Genomic DNA, 15,240 nt, shown 5'->3' with positions numbered 1-15,240 from the left:
GTACTCGTCCTCAGTTGCGAGACACCTCCGTACGAGCTGGTGGCGGAGAACGTTCGGTAAGAGATCGTCTTGCGGGCGAGCCGAAATGGTGGCCTCAATCGTGTGAAGACTGCCGCTCGTCACTATCGCTGCATACCGCCCCTGGTGGCGTCCAATCTTGGCAACGGGGCCTCTAGAATCTCAAGACCAGTGCGGTGGCCCCTCCGCTCCCCGACGGCTGGGGGTAAGAATATCCTGAGAGAGCGTGGCCCTGAGAGGACGGTCTCAGGTGCCGGGGTATTGGATGTGACTGAGTTGGCGTGCGAGGTGTACTGCATTTGTAGTGGCCGTCTTGTTTGTGGCAGCCACTGCAGAGGGAGTCTCGGCTAAGTCCTTGTAGTCCTTCGGGTTCATCGCCTCATGGTTCCAGTAAGTTCCGCCCTGAGCTGGAATGGTGAAGCCGATATCGTTGAGACCCTGGAACGCATCTGCGATGATCTTATGCGCGCCATCCTCGTTGCCGACCACGGCGACGATAGCGACCTTGCCGAACATGATCGGCCGACCTTGATCATCAGCTTCGGATAGCGCGGCGTCTAAGCGTTCCAGCACCCGTTGAGCCACACTGGACATGTGGCCCACCCACGTCGGGGTGCTGAAGACCAGGACATCTGCGGCTTTGATCCTTTCCAGGATCTCCGGCCACTGATCACCGTGCCCCATATCTGCCTCGACACCAGGTTTGACGTCATAGTCGACCACCCGCAGGGTCTCTCCGGAGACACCGTGAGAAGCAAGTTCGACCAGTAACTGGTCGGTGATGACGTCTGTGCTGGACTCACCGGGAGAGGGTTTCAGGGTGCAGTTCAGTGCCACCGCGTGCAGTGTTTTATCCATGACAGCACGCTACGGTCGAGACCTGAGTGTTGCAAGGCCGGAGAGAAGTGACTCCCTCTTGGGAGTTGTAGGTCATCAATCCCCTGTCCACTGACGGTTTTGCACGAGCGTGCAGAATGGTCACGAGGTGCCTGGTCTTTTAAAGCTCTGTCAGTCCGGGTGCGCCCCTGTTGCCCGAGTAACGTCAAGGCTTTCACTCCAAGCGACGGGTCCCGGCGCTAGAAGACTGCCATTCATCGCTGGTATCCAGAGACCTGGACGTGTGGCTCCTTTAACGCCTGCCCCACAGATCCTTCAGCCGGCACGGCCAGCGTCGAGCGGGTCAGACCGTCGACCGTGCCCTCAGCGCCAACGGTGAGAGTAAGCAGTGCTGGCACCGAGAGCGCCTCCGAACCCGACAACAGCGGCACCCTAGGAGCAGGTCCGCAACCCTAACCACCTGCGGCAACATGATCCTGAGTCTCCGTAACGGCCTCTTGCGCCCCCTAAGCTCCCCACCGGCTTTCTCCTGCCACCCTAGGAAGTAAGCGGTACATCTAGCGTGGAGCGCCATGACCCCCGTAGTCAGGGGTGAGCGTCGTGTCTCACATCCTGCCCACGGAGGTCTTTGTTTATCTCAACCCCGCCCGCCTCATGGGGAACCACAATCTCACCGCGATGTGCCCGGCCTGAGTCACGCCGGAACCTAGAGAACTTCAGTGAGCGTTCTGGATGCCGCGGGTGTAGTTGTCTGCGTGCTCGTGCTCGTGACCGTGCACCGGGGGACGAGGGCATCCCCATTCGAGTGGCCGCCCATAAGATAACCGGATGACCATCGGTGAAATGAGATGACCACGGACTCGGCAGCGACCAATGGTCAACCGCGGCCCACTGAACGTAGTGTGGCGTGGCTGACCGAGCTGGTGAAGAGCCCGGTGTTCCTCACGGGCGCGGCGCAGATCCTCAAGAGCGTCATTGCGGCGACGGGCGCCTGGTGGTTCTCAGTCGCGGTGTTGGAAACACCGTTGCCGTTCTTGTCGCCGTGGACAGCGTTGCTGACCGTCCATGCCACGGTGTATCAGTCATTGTCCCGCGGCGCCCAAACATCGATTTCCTCCGCCCTCGGTGTCGGGCTGTCCTTTCTGATCGGCACCTACCTCGGCGTCAGCGCGTGGACCTTCGCCTTGGCGCTGCTGGTCGGGTTGGTGGTAGCCCGCATTTCGTGGATCCGTACCGAGGGGGTGGCGATTGCCACCACGGCGATCTTCATTCTCAGCAACGGCTTCGACGACCAGGCGCCTCTGTTGCTTGATCGCCTGCTTGAGGTCGGCGTAGGAGTGACGGCGGGTATCGCCGTCAATCTCATGATCGTTCCGCCTTTACGGGACCGACAGGCGGCCCGCCACGTGGATTCCATCAACCGGCGCATGGGTGATGTCCTGGTCAACATGGCCGAGAATCTCTTCACCTCCTGGAGCACGGACAACGCGGATGCCTGGCTCGAAGCGACAAAATCGATGGAGCGGGAGGTGAATTCGGCATGGCAGTTTGTGTGGTTCGCCCAAGAGAGCCACCGGGCGAATCCACGCGACTACCTGCGCCGCCACCGCCGCACGAAGAACCGCTCGCAACCGTCTACGGACTCCAAACAAGCCGATTATGGGGACATCTTGGTCCGCGTCGACGAAGGCATCTCGCATCTCCGCAATCTGGCCCGCACGCTGCGGGACTCCACCTACGCCCAGGGCACGTGGGATGCTCGATTCCGCGAACAGTGGGTCGACGTCGTCCGTGACTGCGGGCGGTCGATCGCGGACCCCGACGCCAACGTCGAGCCCGTCCGCGATCGGCTGACCGCCCTGGCCGAAGATATGTCGAACGACCATCACCTCCCCCAAAGTGCGTGGCCGATCTATGGCTCGCTGATCACCAGCATGCGCCACATCGCCACGATCGTCGACGACGTCGCGTCCTCCCGGGAAGCCAGGGGCGAGGACTAGGCGATCTGCGGTATTTCACGTCTCGTCACGAAGAATGGTTCCCTCCGGAGCCAACAGGGCCCTACATTCGACTCAACTACTCCGGCACAGCGAACTGGTGAGACTTGTCCACTGGGAAGGCTTCAGCATCACGGATGTCGGACAGATTCTGGGGCTCCCCTCCTCGACTGCGCGGGGACACTATCAACGCGCGAAGCAACAGCCTCCGAGAAGCTCTCGATCCGGATCACTCAGCGGCCCAGCACTGCCCGGCCACACTCCCCCACGTGGACGTCTGGACCCTTCCTGGCTCCGGGAATGCGTAGCTGCGCTGATGCGTAACTCCGGATATGACGGGCTACGCGGCACGTGCGTTGATAGACCCTCACCGTGCACCTCACGTGAGAGACGAAGCCGTGTAAGTCGCAGCGACAAGTGGCGGTCTCTCCGCAACAGTAATTGGCGCTCCTAGTGACCCTAAGTGGGGCGCTACTGGGCAGGGATCCGATTATCGCCATCGCGCGCAGTGCCGTGATGGCACGATGCGGATGGCAGCACCCGTAGGTCTCACCGATGACATCACTCGAGGTTACGAATCAGCGCGCGAAGATCGCGGTGTCGAAGGTGACGCACAGGGTAGCGCTACGCCACCAGGTCCCATCGGGTTGCGCCCAGGCCACGAATGCGACTTCCAAGCACGCAAGGCTTGCGTGCACGATTGCCTCTGTCCACATCTCCGCGTCCTCGCCGGTCAGTCTCTCGGTGACGAGAGGAGCAAGCATCCTTGTACTGGCGAGGTGCCTCTAAACGTTGCGGGCCCGCAGCGTTGAGAGGCACTGACGAGTGCACATACCGTCAACTTCTGCCGAACCTGATCTGCCTCGGATATTACAATCATCAGGCACTTGCGCCAATCCGTGACAAGGTCACGATCACGACCAACTTCGGCTTCACTCAATGAGGAACGCCATACGAAGCGCGCCTGTCTCGGCAGGGCAGATTTCGAAACATAGACACATGTGTTGCGACTGATCTTACAATCGGCGCACTATTGCTTCAGGTAAACAGTGCCAGGCCCTGCACTCACTTCGTCTGCTCGAGGATGCTTCCGTGGCCCTGGCACTTGTCGGCCCTCGAATAACCGAATGATCGGAGCCGAAGTGACAGAGCGTGAGCGAGTAATTACATGGGAGGACCCTTCAGTCGGCGCGGCCGCCATGCCGAGCATGAGTGGACTTGACTACTTGCACTCGATGATGGGCAGAAAGCTACCGCCGCCACCCATGAACGAGTTGCTGAACATGACACTGATCGAGGCGGCGCCGGGAACGGCGACATTCACGTGCCACCCTGACGAATCCCATTACAACCCAATCGGAACAGTTCATGGCGGACTGGTGTGCACCCTCCTGGATTCAGCTCTGGGCTGCGCGGTTCAGACGACGCTCCCTCAGGGAACGGGCTACACCTCCATAGAGATCAAAGTGAACTATCTTCGCTCGGTGCGGGCCGGAAGCGGCCCCCTGACTTGCACGGGCATCGTGTCGAAGCCTGGCAGTCGCGTCGCCTTCGCCGATGGCACTGTCACCGACGCAAGTGGCAAACTCGTCGCCACCGCCACTGGGTCTCTCCTTGTTTTCCCATTCACCTGAGAGGTCGGACTGAGTCGCCCTGGCCTCTTGGAGACTCCAGCTGTGGGGATTCCTCAGCGAACCCTCAGCGGGCGAGGGGGGGCGTGTAAACCGACATGAAGGCTTCCGTGCACGTCAGCGTCGAGCTCTTCCATAAAGTCGGGTCCGAACCGCTAGACCGGCACAGACGATGACCGCGAAACCACCAAGTGCGGTCGAGAGCCCGACGTCCTCGTGCAGGATCACTGCGGCCCAGAGGATGCTCACCACCGGTTGCACAAGCTGGACCTGACTGACCTGCGCAATAGGACCAATCGCGAGCCCTCGATACCAGGCGAAGAATCCCAGGAACATACTGATCACTGCGAGGTAAGCGAACGAGAGCCACTCTGCAAGACCTCCCGCGGGCGGTTGTTGTGCCACCGCGATGGCCGTGAAGATGATCATCACCGGAGCAGCCAGCACAAGCGCCCAGCAGATGGTCTGCCAAGAGCCAAGCTCTCGAGAAAGCAACCCTCCCTCGGCGTAGCCGAATGCCGCCGCGATCACGGCTCCGAACAGCAAGAGGTCTGACCAGACGAGCTGACCAAAACCGCCTCCCTGTAGCGAGGCGAACACGACAGCTGCGACTGCTCCGAGTGCCGCGAACACCCAGAACGACGGTGCAGGCCGTTCTCGGCCTCTCATCACTGCGACGATCGCGGTGGCCGCAGGAAGGATCCCGATGACCATTGCTCCATGACTGGCTGAGGCCGTATCCAGGGCGTATGAGGTCAACATCGGGAATCCGATCACCACCCCGCCGGCCACGATCGCCAATCGCGCCCACTGAGCCCGGTGCGGCCAGCGCTTGCGCATCACCATCAGCACCAGGGCTGCTAACAATGCCGCCACGACGGCTCGGGCTGAGCCGATGAACAACGGAGACAAGGTGCCCACCGCGATCCGGGTAAAGGGGACCGTGAACGAGAACGCGGTCACGCCCAAAAGTCCCCACAACAGACCGGCACGGGAAGATAACACTGGTGCGCGACGTAGTGTAGCGCTACTGTTATATGACATGTACAACGATAGCACCGAGCGAGTATCAGCCGGACTCCAGAACTGGATCCGTTCAGCGGCACCGGGGGCGCAGCTGCCGTCGAACCGCGAGCTGGTCGCGCAGAATGGTGTCAGCCCGGTGACAGTGCAGAAGGCCATGAGGACACTCTCCACACTCGGTTTGGTGGAGTCCCGGCCCGGAGTCGGCACGTTCGTCCGCGCCTCAGGCACCAGGAGCCCCGCTGATTACGGCTGGCAAACCGCGGCACTCGGAGCGCCCCACCATCGCGTCCCGGCGCTGTCGGCGACGCAGCGCACCGTCACGACAGAGATGATCAGTCTGCATTCCGGGTATCCCGCCCGTGAGCTGCTCCCCGGACGCCTCGTCCGAACAGCCCTGGCGCGCGCTGCCCGCACCGAATCCGCGATGACCCGTTCACCCACACAAGGCCTGCCCGAGCTGCAGGCATGGTTTGCAACCCAGATTGCTGCTGTGACCCCACCCGGTGTGGCGCCACCGGCGGCACGGGATGCGATCATCCTCAACGGCAGCCAGAGCGGTCTCAGCTCGGTGTTCCGCTCTGTCGTTGGGGCCGGCCAGACCTTACTGGTGGAGTCCCCGACGTATTGGGGGGCGATCCTTGCCGCCCGCCAGACCGGTGTTGAACTAGTTCCTGTCCCCACAGGGCCTTCCGGTCCAGACCCGGAAGACCTCGATCGTGCCTTCGCTGAGACTGGTGCGCGAGCGTTCTACGCCCAACCCAACTTCGCCAATCCCACCGGCGTCCAATGGAGCGTCGAGCGGGGAGACGAGGTCCTGCAGGTTGTCCGGCAGCACGGAGCGTTTCTCATTGAGGATGACTGGGCCCATGACCTGGGTATCGACGCAGAATCGCGTGCCCTCGTGGCCCACGACATGGACGGGAGGGTCATCTACCTGAGGTCTCTGACCAAAAGCGTGTCCCCTTCGCTGCGTGTGGCGGCAGTCATCGCCCGCGGTCCCGCCCGAGAGCGCATCCTGGCAGACCGCGCCGCTGAGGCGATGTATGTCAGTGGCATCCTGCAAACTGCGGCCCTGGACGTGGTCACCCAGCCCGGCTGGAAGACTCATCTGCGAGGATTCCGGACGCAGCTGCGCACCCGCAGGGACCATCTGATCGGCAGCCTCCACAAGCACTTGCCGGAAGCTCACATAGGGCGCCCACCCGTCGGGGGGCTGAACCTGTGGGTCCGGATGCCCGACGGGGTCGACGTGGAGCAGCTCGCTCGCGATGCTTATGGACGGGGAGTTGTTATCGCTCCGGGTACCGAATGGTTCCCGGCTGAGCCCTCGGGGTCTTACATTCGGCTCAATTACTCCGGTACAGACCCGGAGCGCTTCAACGAAGCAATCAGCATTCTGAAGAGTGTCCTGAACGCCGCCCGCTAGCCGATGTCTTGGCAGGCGCTAAGGAAGATAACGCCCCGGGCCCGGCGCTGAGATCGCATGCTTGCTCCAGGAACGCGAAAACCCCGCGGCCGGAGTGTGAGGGGACACTGTTTCCGGACGCGGGGTCTACTGAATCACTCGCACCTTCAAGAGGTAGTCACGACACTAGAGGGCTTCCTTGGACAGGCAGTGTTCGTGGCCTGGGAGCTCCCTGGAGCTAGTAAGTGCGCAGCGCTAGGCTGCGAGAAGAATGCGAACGGTAGAGGATCGGTGGATCCTTCAGCGGGCAACTGCCGTTCGTCGTCGAAGGAATATTCTGATCATCCCAAAGTTTTGCGGTGGTGGGGGGGGATCACCGGGGCCGCAAAGTTGAGCCCAATCCTGTTTGGTGGGTTGTGGATCGCAACGACGAATGTCACCCCTCGGTGCCCAGTAGGCAGACCGCCGCAGTTTGCCACTTACACCGGCCCGTTCTCATTGAGAACTCTCCCCTCTTCAGCAAGCCGAAGGCCAAAAGCCACGTACCCTGACCACCATGGGAGTACTGCCGACTAGAACACGACGCCCTAGTTGGCGAACCCCTGGAAGGTTCGACGTTTTTCTCAGCAACCTAAGGAGACCCCGATGAAAATCGGAATCATCGGCGCCGGCGGTGTCGGGGCATACTTCGCCGCAGCCCTGGCCAAATCAGGTCACGACGTCCACCTCCTCGTCACTTCCCGCCACCTGGCTCCCATCAAAGAGCACGGCCTACGCCTCACCACCGGCGACGGACGCGACGAGCTGATCCCTATTACCGGAGTCGCCACAGACGCCGCAACGATCGGGCAATGTGATGCGATCATCGTGGCGTGCAAGGCAGGCGCCGTCCGTGAGGTCATGGCCACGGCCCGGCCTCTTCTTGGTCCGAACACCCCAGTGCTGCCAGTGCAGAACGGGGTGACCGCGTCCGAGCAAATCAGTGCCGGGGTCGGCCCCGGACACGCCCTGGGCGGGTTGTGCATGATCATTTCCTACCTGGTCGCACCAGGACATGTCCACCACGTCGGCGGGCAGCCCGCCGTTACTCTCGGCGAGCTTGACGGGACACCTACCAGCCGCGCACAGGACCTTGCGGACGCACTGACCGAAGCCGGCATCAAAGCCCGAATCTCACGCGACATCACCACCGACCTATGGCGGAAGTTCATGCTCATCACCTCCTACGGAGGTGTCGGCGCACTCTGCCGCAAGACCGTCGGTGAAACCCGTGCCCACCCGGCTACCCGAGCACTGGTCGAAGACGCCATGTACGAAGTCGCCGCCATCGGAACAGCCACCGGTGCCCGCCTCACCAGTGACGATGTCCAGACCACGATGAACCAGTACGACGCGTTCGCCCCCGAGAGCACAGCGTCGATGCAGCGCGACCTCATCGCAGGACGACCCTCCGAACTGGAAGAACAAAATGGCGCCCTGGTGCGTATTGCAGCGGAACACAACCTCCAGGCTCCCATTCACACCACCATCTACCGCGCCCTGAGTATTCTCGACAGCACCATCTAGCGGCAGGCATCAGTAGCCAAATGGCGGCAGGACGAAATAAGTAATAGTTGCTACGGGCGTTCGGTGAGGGATCGGCTTGCGGGCACTCAAGAATGCGAACCCTCCCAGTCAGTTAATCCGCCCCCGTCACCTTCCATCGCTCCCCGATAGTTCTGCCCCCAGACACCCCACACGATCGCCGTGCCACACAGCAGCCACAAGTGCTGCTGTTGCCGGCAGGTCCTGCGAATAGTGGCGGATCTGCGGGGCGTACCCGACCGACCGAGTCGCAGCGGAAAGTTCCTTATAGGTATCTTGGTGGGGACGGCCCGTAATCCAGTCCTGTCCTCGGGCTTCCTCCAGACCGACCGACTCACGCCGCGAGAACGGATGACTTTGCGGCAATATGAGGAGCGGAAGATTCACATGCGTGTCTTTACCGCCAGCGCCGGATTCATCACCTTGGCCCTTCTGCTCATCGGTTGCATCGGCGAGGAGTCACTGGATGCTGCACCAGGTATGCCCTTACTCCAACGCCACCCGCGGCAACATCGACGTGACGATCACCGTCTCTGACGACTGACCACACTCTGTTCGTGCCCTGATCGGGCCTGCAGGCCACCTTCGAAGGGAAATGCGGAATCTCAACGAACTGGTCGGAGACCCGATCCCAACTCCTGCTGATGATTTGTTCTCACCTCATGATTGCCGCCAGGCGCAGGCTGCCGGGAATGATCTGGGCAAGCACGGTATTGATGACTGTGTCCCGTTGAAACGTTCCCGCCCTATGTCCCATCCTTCGGGGTCATCCACTGAAGCGACCAACCTACGAATGGACCAAGACGATGACACTGAGCTCACCAGACCACGGCGCACGCGACGCCTTCATCACCATCAATTCCTACACCACCGTCCTGGGGCGCCAGGCAGTGCCGGAAGATTCCTTCCGTGCGTACTGGCGTGACGTGCATGGGCCCCTGTGCTCTCGTGTTCCCGGACTCGGCTGGTACGTCCAGCACCACTTCTCCCGACGCCAGGACGCACATCTCTGGGAGAGCCCCGCCAGTGTTGGCCCCATCCCCGGTTATGAACTCGATGGGGCCGTAGAAATCGGGTGGAAGACCGCTGACACCCAGGCCGAGTTCCAGGACGCCGCCAGCATCCTGTTCTCCGACGAGCAGAATGTCTTCGAAGAAACTGCGGCATACCCGCTGCCTTCTGGCTCGACCACCCTGTTCGACCGTCAGGCCGACGCGATTCCGAACGGTCAAGACTCCCTAGACCGGCTCCACGTGCACTTCACCCCTCAGCCGGGCCAGGCCTCTGCCCTCAGCGCCTACCTTCGCGAAGATTTCGCCGCTGTGGCGAAAGACAGCCCAGAGGTCGTCAAGGTGCGCGTGCACGCACCAGATGACCATGACAACAGCACGCCGAATCCGCCGGCTCCGAAGGTGGAGCACACTGTTGTCGCGGACCGGGTGTCTCTGGTGATCCTCGAGATCGCCTTCGTTGACCCATTGGCACGACGGCGGTTCTTCGCTGCCTCGGCTTATCAGGAAACTCTTGATCATCAGGAGAAACTCGCCTCATTCATCACCGCGTTCCCCGTATCAGGAGTGTTCACGTTCGTGCGCGACGGTGAGCTCACGACCGCAGGGCTTCGCGGCAGTCGTGTGGCCGAGCTGATCACAGGGGTGGCTGCGAGTAACCAGGTCGAACCGTCAGTGCAGACACTCATGCACACAGGCCGCATGGACTAGTTCACTCGCTCCCCCACGAGCACTCTCAAGAAGGGAACAACCTCCGTTCTTGAGAGTGCTCGTGAGCGCGAATGTGGTTTATAGGACGGTGGATCGGGCCGCGCGATTCGTCGGGTGACGTCGGAGGGGCGGAGCAGTCTCGCAGGTTCTCTCCAGTGCCCGCCCAGCAACTCCGGATGAGGCGGATCGTCTGGAGAGAAGCGGGTCTGAACCTGTATCGGCCTATCGGAGGACGAGGCCACTCTGAAGATGGGGGTCTCACGTCCTAAAGGAGCACTGCCCGTAAGACCATCGGCGGATTCTAGCGGGCGGTTGCGAATCCGGAGTAGATGGGGTTTGGGGTTGTTCCAGTTGACTCCGACGCGGCGTCATAGTTTTAGCTCATCCCATGAGACTTCTCCCCGCAACATACCTGGCTTCCTACACGCTCTCCGCGCTGGGGAACTCCATCGCCGCCATCGTGCTTCCCCTGTTGGTGCTACAAACAACAGGCAGCGCCCTAGCAGCAGGAACCGTCGCAGCCGCCACCATCGTGCCAGCCGTCCTGGCCGGCATCTTCATGGGTGTCGTCATCGACAGGATCAATCGACGCACCTCATCGGTGCTGACCGACCTCATCTCCGCCCTCGCCATGGGAGCCCTGCCCCTGATTGACCTGATCACGGGTCTCTCTGTGGGTTGGTTCGTCCTTTTCGGAATCATCGGCGCGATCGGAGATGTCCCGGGGATCACCGCACGGGAAGCGTTGCTGCCTGCCGTCATCCGCCACGGCGGGGTCTCTGCTGAACGCATCACCGGCACCCGCGAAGCACTCGGTGCGGTCGCTATCCTCGTCGGCCCGGCAGCTGCAGGGTCCATGCTCACCAGCTGGGACGGCACCACCGCCCTATGGGTCACCGCCGGTACCTCACTGGCCGCTGCACTGCTGACCATGTTCATTCCCCACCATGTGGGAACGATCGAAGAGAGGACCACGGTCGGCGGGGCCCAGGTGCGTCGGGTCTGGGGGCAACTGCGAGAAGGGTGGGCCGAGATGATTCACAACAAGTTCGTCCTGGTCACCACGATTCTGACCACCTCCGCAGTCATTGCCATCGGCGGACTCCAGGGGATCATCCTGCCGCTGTATTTCACCGAGATCAACCGCCCCGGGCTGCTGGGTCTGGTCATGAGCGCTATCGCGGCAGGGTCGCTGGTCGGTGGTGGGATCTACGCGGTGGCCGGAACACGAGGTTCTCGTCGCGGGTGGTTCGTCACAGGCGCCCTCGGCAGCATGATCGGCCTCGCCATCTTGGCGACACTCATATCGGTGTGGGTGTTGTTCCTCGGCGCGTTCGTGCTGGGATTCTCGGTCGGGCTCTTCGGAGCACTGGTCGGGGTGCTCTCCATCGAGCGCATCCCAGAGGACAAGCGCGGCCGAGTCCTGGGCACTCAGAACACGTTCGTCACAGCAGCCTCGCCCTTGGGCATCTTCCTGGCCGGAGCCATGACAGAGCTCTTGGGTCTCCATACTGCCCTGGTGATGCTCGCCGCGCTGTGGTCTCTTGGGCTCCTCGTGGCGTTGTGCGCCCGATCGATGCGTAACCTGGACAAACCCGTCCCCGCTGAAGAGAAAAGCCACGAAGTGGAGGTGATGCGTGATGCGTAGCAGCGACCTCGCCAGCCGTGCCGGTATCACCGTGCGCACACTGCGGCACTACCACCAGATCGGGCTCCTCCAGGAACCAAAGCGGTCCAACAATGGCTACCGCGACTACAACACTCACGCGCTGGTCAGAGTCCTGCGGATCCGACGCCTGGTCGGACTCGGCTTTTCCCTCCCGCAGATCGCGACCATGCTCGATGGCAACGATCCCCCGCCAGATACGGTGTTCGACGCCTTAGATACTGAATACGCGGCACAGATCGTGCACCTGACTCGTCAACGTGAACTGCTCGCCCAGCTCAGGCGATACGGAGCCTTCCCCGACCTTCCCCCGGAGCTCGCCCCGTTCCACAGGGTGCTACGAGAATCTGGTCTGCCCGAGAGTGCGGCAGCGACTGACCGGGACCACACCCTTCTGTTGATGCATCTCATCGGCCCGGCGGGACAGGATTACCTGAGAACGATCTATGAGCTGCTCAGCCACCCAGACCGGGCCTCCTCCGTGGCAGCGGCCATGACGGCGTGGGCGAGCCTTGACGGCGAGAGCACCTCAGAGGAGGTCATGCATCTCGCCGATCAGCTGACCGAGCTGTTCCTGCCTGTCATTGCTGAACTTGCAGCGCTGACTAAGGACTTGCCCGACTTGCCGGGGCCGCCAGAACGAATTTTTCAACAGCACACGACGAACTACCTCACCCCGGCCCAGCAGGCCGTCCTCGAGAAAGTCCGAGCCGACCTCGACAATCCAGCCGAGAAGGACCAGCAACTTGCGCAACACGACGCAGAAGGACAACCGTGAGCACTCTCATCATCACCGCCCACCCAGACACCGAATCACTCACCCACCAAGCGGCCACTCTCCTCCAGGACATCGTGGGGCACGAGGCCACCGCGGTCGGGCACCTGGCACAGGAAGGTTTCGACCCGCGGTTCACCCTCAATGACCGCCACCTCTATCTGGGCCGCGGCACACCGGATCCAGATGTCGTGGCCGAACAGGACCGATTGCACCACGTCTCGGACCTGGTCCTGGTGTTCCCGGTGTATTGGTGGTCCATGCCTGCACTGTTGAAAGGGTGGTTTGATCGGGTGTTCATCGCAAGGTGGGCCTTCGACTTCGACGACACTGGGCGCCTCGTCCCGAAACTGGGACGCCTCACAGTCCATGTGCTGGCGACTGCGGGCACGGCAGCCGGATCCTTCGAAAGACACGGATACACCCAGGCCTTCGCGGCTCAGGTCGAGACCGGGATCTTCGATTTCTGCGGCATGCGACGCGGTCAAACAGCATTCGTCCATGACTCAGAGTCCACAGACACCGAGTCCGTGACGACAACAATGCACGCAGCAGTCTCCAGAATCGCAGCGGTCGTCAGCCCATCATCTGCTCATACCGAGCAGCCATCAACACCGGGCGCCCGGCAATGAGTGATCGGCGAGGACCCGGGGAGACACGCTAGCTGGGAGCTCCGTGGAGCAAACATGCGGCAAGCGCCGGAGATCGAGAAGAACGGCACGGTGGAGGATCCCTCAGCGTGCACCAACTCCCCAACTGGACGATCAATGCCCGCAAGCCGACCGGCTTACGGGCATTGATATCGATCCATTCACGAACTCGACACACCTTCACACGGGGCCTCCGCCGAGATCCACAGAATCGACTGAAACCCTGATTGCGGCTCTATGCACTGAGACCAGGCATCCATCGAAGCGGAACAAAGGGTTTTCAATCCTCTCCCCTTGCCACGCCTGTGCCGGAGATACGAAGTCGATCAGCTCAGACCCTTGTGCTGCCTCAGTGCTGGTCGGCTCAACGTTCGCTGATGAAAGGCGAGATTCGCACGGCCGCTGCCTTCGGGGCGGCACCTTGCATGATCGGCACTGCCGAGCTGCCCGGGTATTTCGCTTCGTAGGCGGCATCGATCTGTGTCTCATGCTCGGTTCCGGAGGCTTCGAAGGTGACCTCCCAGGTGTCTTCGCCGACCCGGACCCGGCCCGCCTTCTGGGTGATCGCGGCCTGGTACCACCGGGATTCGGGCCCGGTGGCGGCGCGGACATAGACCTTCCCATCAACGACAAGCGCCCAGGTCTGAGTGGGGGTGCCGTAGGTGGTGCCGTCCTCGCGGAAGGGTGCGACGAAGAGGTTGTCGTTAGCTTCTATCGTCGCGAGCTGCTTTGGTGACCATTCAGCCATGGTGTACTTCCTCTCAATTGGGCTTTCTCGGGTGTGGGGTTAGAAGAGTTCGCCGATGACCTGATCGCTGGAACCGACGTAGCGGTCGCGCTGCTTCGAACCAAACGGCCCATAGGGGTAATCGTTGGGCGTCGGTGCGCTGACCTCGTCCAGACGAGCAGTCTCAGCAGCGCTGAGCACAAGATCCCCGGCGACGAGGTTCTCTTCAAGCTGGGTGACGGTTTTCGCCCCGATGATGGTGGCGGCAACCCCGGGGCGGTTGGTGACCCAGCTGAGCGCGACCTGGCTGGACGTGACGTTATTGGCCTTGGCAATGTTGCGCACGACCTCGAGGGTCTCCCAGTTCTGGTCCTTCGCCGCCAGGTCACCGATGATGTGTTCAAACATCGGGCTGCCACTGCCGGCGCGAGTATCGGCGTCAGCCTTCGTGTTCTTCTCATACTTTCCGCTGAGGAATCCCGAGGCCAGAGGTGACCAGGGCAGTAGCCCGATGTTGTTATACAGCGCGGCAGGCACCACCTCGAACTCAATTTCGCGAGAGACGAGGTTGTACTGCGGCTGCAGCGTCACCGGGACCTGTAGGCCCATCGCCTTCGCGGTCGAGAGCGTGAGTTGCATCTGCCATCCGGTGAAGTTCGACAGGCCGATGTAGTTAATCTTCCCGGCGCGGACCGCGTGGTCAAGGAAGCCCAGCGTCTCTTCGATGGGAGTCAGGGGATCCCAGCCGTGGAGCTGGAACAGATCCACCTTCTCACGACCCAAACGACGCAGCGAGGCGGTCAGGGCGCGGTCGAGGTTGCGCCGCGATGAGCCGTTCTCGTTGGTATCGGGACCAGTGCCGAAACGGGCCTTGGTGGCAAGCACCACGCGTTCGGTGATGTCGGCGGGACGATTGGCGAACCACCGGCCAAGAACCTCTTCAGAGGCACCAGCCCCATAGACGTTGGCCGTATCGACCAGATTGCCGTTGGCCTCCACGAATCGGTCAAGGATGGCGAATACGGCATCGTCGTCGGTTTCGGTGCCGAAGCCCATCGTGCCCAGGGCGAGGTTCGAGACGCTGATGCCGGCGCCGGGAAGAGTGCGGTACTGCATGGTGATTCTCCGTTCAGTGGTGTTGGTATGTGTGGCCGTCTGTGGCCGTAATGGTCTCGGCGCCGGTGGCAGGCCCGAGGTCTCGAT

Annotated in this window: 13 protein-coding genes and 1 pseudogene; 9 read left to right on the top strand and 5 right to left on the bottom strand. The window is 61.9% G+C overall.

Annotated features, from left to right (window positions below):
• Nucleotides 1–264: 264 nt before the first annotated feature.
• A complete protein-coding gene (locus tag ACHAA4_RS12265) occupies nt 265–876 on the bottom strand; it encodes a flavodoxin family protein (RefSeq protein WP_435774465.1) in 612 nt (203 codons plus the stop codon).
• A gap of 827 nt (nt 877–1,703) precedes the next feature.
• Here ACHAA4_RS12265 and ACHAA4_RS12260 point away from each other — a divergent pair.
• Complete coding sequence (locus ACHAA4_RS12260; protein ID WP_435774464.1) at nt 1,704–2,855, top strand: FUSC family protein; 1,152 nt, start codon at nt 1,704–1,706, stop codon at nt 2,853–2,855.
• 1,124 nt (nt 2,856–3,979) lie between these two features.
• Nucleotides 3,980–4,486: a PaaI family thioesterase gene (locus ACHAA4_RS12255; RefSeq protein WP_435774463.1), complete on the top strand. Its 507-nt coding sequence runs from the start codon at nt 3,980–3,982 to the stop codon at nt 4,484–4,486.
• Nucleotides 4,487–4,600: 114 nt separating this feature from the next.
• Here ACHAA4_RS12255 and ACHAA4_RS12250 read toward each other — a convergent pair whose 3' ends face one another.
• Nucleotides 4,601–5,527 (bottom strand): DMT family transporter, encoded by a 927-nt coding sequence (locus tag ACHAA4_RS12250; RefSeq protein ID WP_435774462.1) that lies wholly within the window; start codon nt 5,525–5,527, stop codon nt 4,601–4,603.
• On the opposite strand from ACHAA4_RS12250, the gene ACHAA4_RS12245 reads away from it, so the two are divergent.
• A complete protein-coding gene (locus ACHAA4_RS12245) occupies nt 5,526–6,935 on the top strand; it encodes an aminotransferase-like domain-containing protein (protein ID WP_435774461.1) in 1,410 nt (469 codons plus the stop codon). The genes ACHAA4_RS12250 and ACHAA4_RS12245 overlap by 2 nt on opposite strands.
• 624 nt (nt 6,936–7,559) lie before the next feature.
• The gene (locus tag ACHAA4_RS12240) at nt 7,560–8,480 is read left to right on the top strand and encodes a 2-dehydropantoate 2-reductase (RefSeq protein ID WP_435774460.1); all 921 of its coding nucleotides are present in this window, start codon (nt 7,560–7,562) and stop codon (nt 8,478–8,480) included.
• Between the two features lie 126 nt (nt 8,481–8,606).
• On the opposite strand, the gene ACHAA4_RS12235 is transcribed toward ACHAA4_RS12240, so the two are convergent.
• Nucleotides 8,607–8,885 carry a LysR substrate-binding domain-containing protein gene (locus tag ACHAA4_RS12235; RefSeq protein WP_435774459.1) on the bottom strand — a complete coding sequence of 93 codons (279 nt, stop codon included), beginning with the start codon at nt 8,883–8,885 and terminating at the stop codon, nt 8,607–8,609.
• 85 nt (nt 8,886–8,970) lie between these two features.
• Between ACHAA4_RS12235 and ACHAA4_RS12230 the strand changes: the two are divergent.
• The 5 genes and pseudogenes from ACHAA4_RS12230 to ACHAA4_RS12210 all read left to right on the top strand — a co-directional run.
• Nucleotides 8,971–9,042: pseudogene (locus ACHAA4_RS12230) on the top strand (organic hydroperoxide resistance protein); the annotation flags it as partial.
• Nucleotides 9,043–9,304: 262 nt separating this feature from the next.
• Nucleotides 9,305–10,219: an EthD domain-containing protein gene (locus ACHAA4_RS12225; RefSeq protein WP_435774458.1), complete on the top strand. Its 915-nt coding sequence runs from the start codon at nt 9,305–9,307 to the stop codon at nt 10,217–10,219.
• Nucleotides 10,220–10,607: 388 nt separating this feature from the next.
• Nucleotides 10,608–11,867: an MFS transporter gene (locus tag ACHAA4_RS12220; protein WP_435774457.1), complete on the top strand. Its 1,260-nt coding sequence runs from the start codon at nt 10,608–10,610 to the stop codon at nt 11,865–11,867.
• A complete protein-coding gene (locus ACHAA4_RS12215) occupies nt 11,860–12,663 on the top strand; it encodes a helix-turn-helix domain-containing protein (RefSeq protein WP_435774456.1) in 804 nt (267 codons plus the stop codon). Before ACHAA4_RS12220 ends, ACHAA4_RS12215 begins: the two co-directional genes overlap by 8 nt.
• A complete protein-coding gene (locus tag ACHAA4_RS12210) occupies nt 12,660–13,292 on the top strand; it encodes an NAD(P)H-dependent oxidoreductase (RefSeq protein ID WP_435774455.1) in 633 nt (210 codons plus the stop codon). Before ACHAA4_RS12215 ends, ACHAA4_RS12210 begins: the two co-directional genes overlap by 4 nt.
• A 382-nt stretch (nt 13,293–13,674) precedes the next feature.
• On the opposite strand, the gene ACHAA4_RS12205 is transcribed toward ACHAA4_RS12210, so the two are convergent.
• Together ACHAA4_RS12205 and ACHAA4_RS12200 are read right to left on the bottom strand one after the other, a co-directional pair.
• On the bottom strand, nt 13,675–14,058 hold the full coding sequence (locus ACHAA4_RS12205) for a DUF2255 family protein (RefSeq protein WP_435774454.1): 384 nt from the start codon (nt 14,056–14,058) through the stop codon (nt 13,675–13,677).
• A gap of 39 nt (nt 14,059–14,097) precedes the next feature.
• Entirely contained in the window at nt 14,098–15,153 is a 1,056-nt protein-coding gene (locus ACHAA4_RS12200) for an aldo/keto reductase (protein ID WP_435774453.1), read from the bottom strand.
• Between the last annotated feature and the right edge of the window lie 87 nt (nt 15,154–15,240).

The sequence above is a fragment of the Nesterenkonia maliinae genome (genome assembly GCF_051262655.1).
In the GTDB taxonomy this organism is placed as follows: domain Bacteria; phylum Actinomycetota; class Actinomycetes; order Actinomycetales; family Micrococcaceae; genus Nesterenkonia.
Note: the sequence above shows the minus strand (reverse complement) of the source record. Positions and strands in the feature narration are given on the sequence as shown.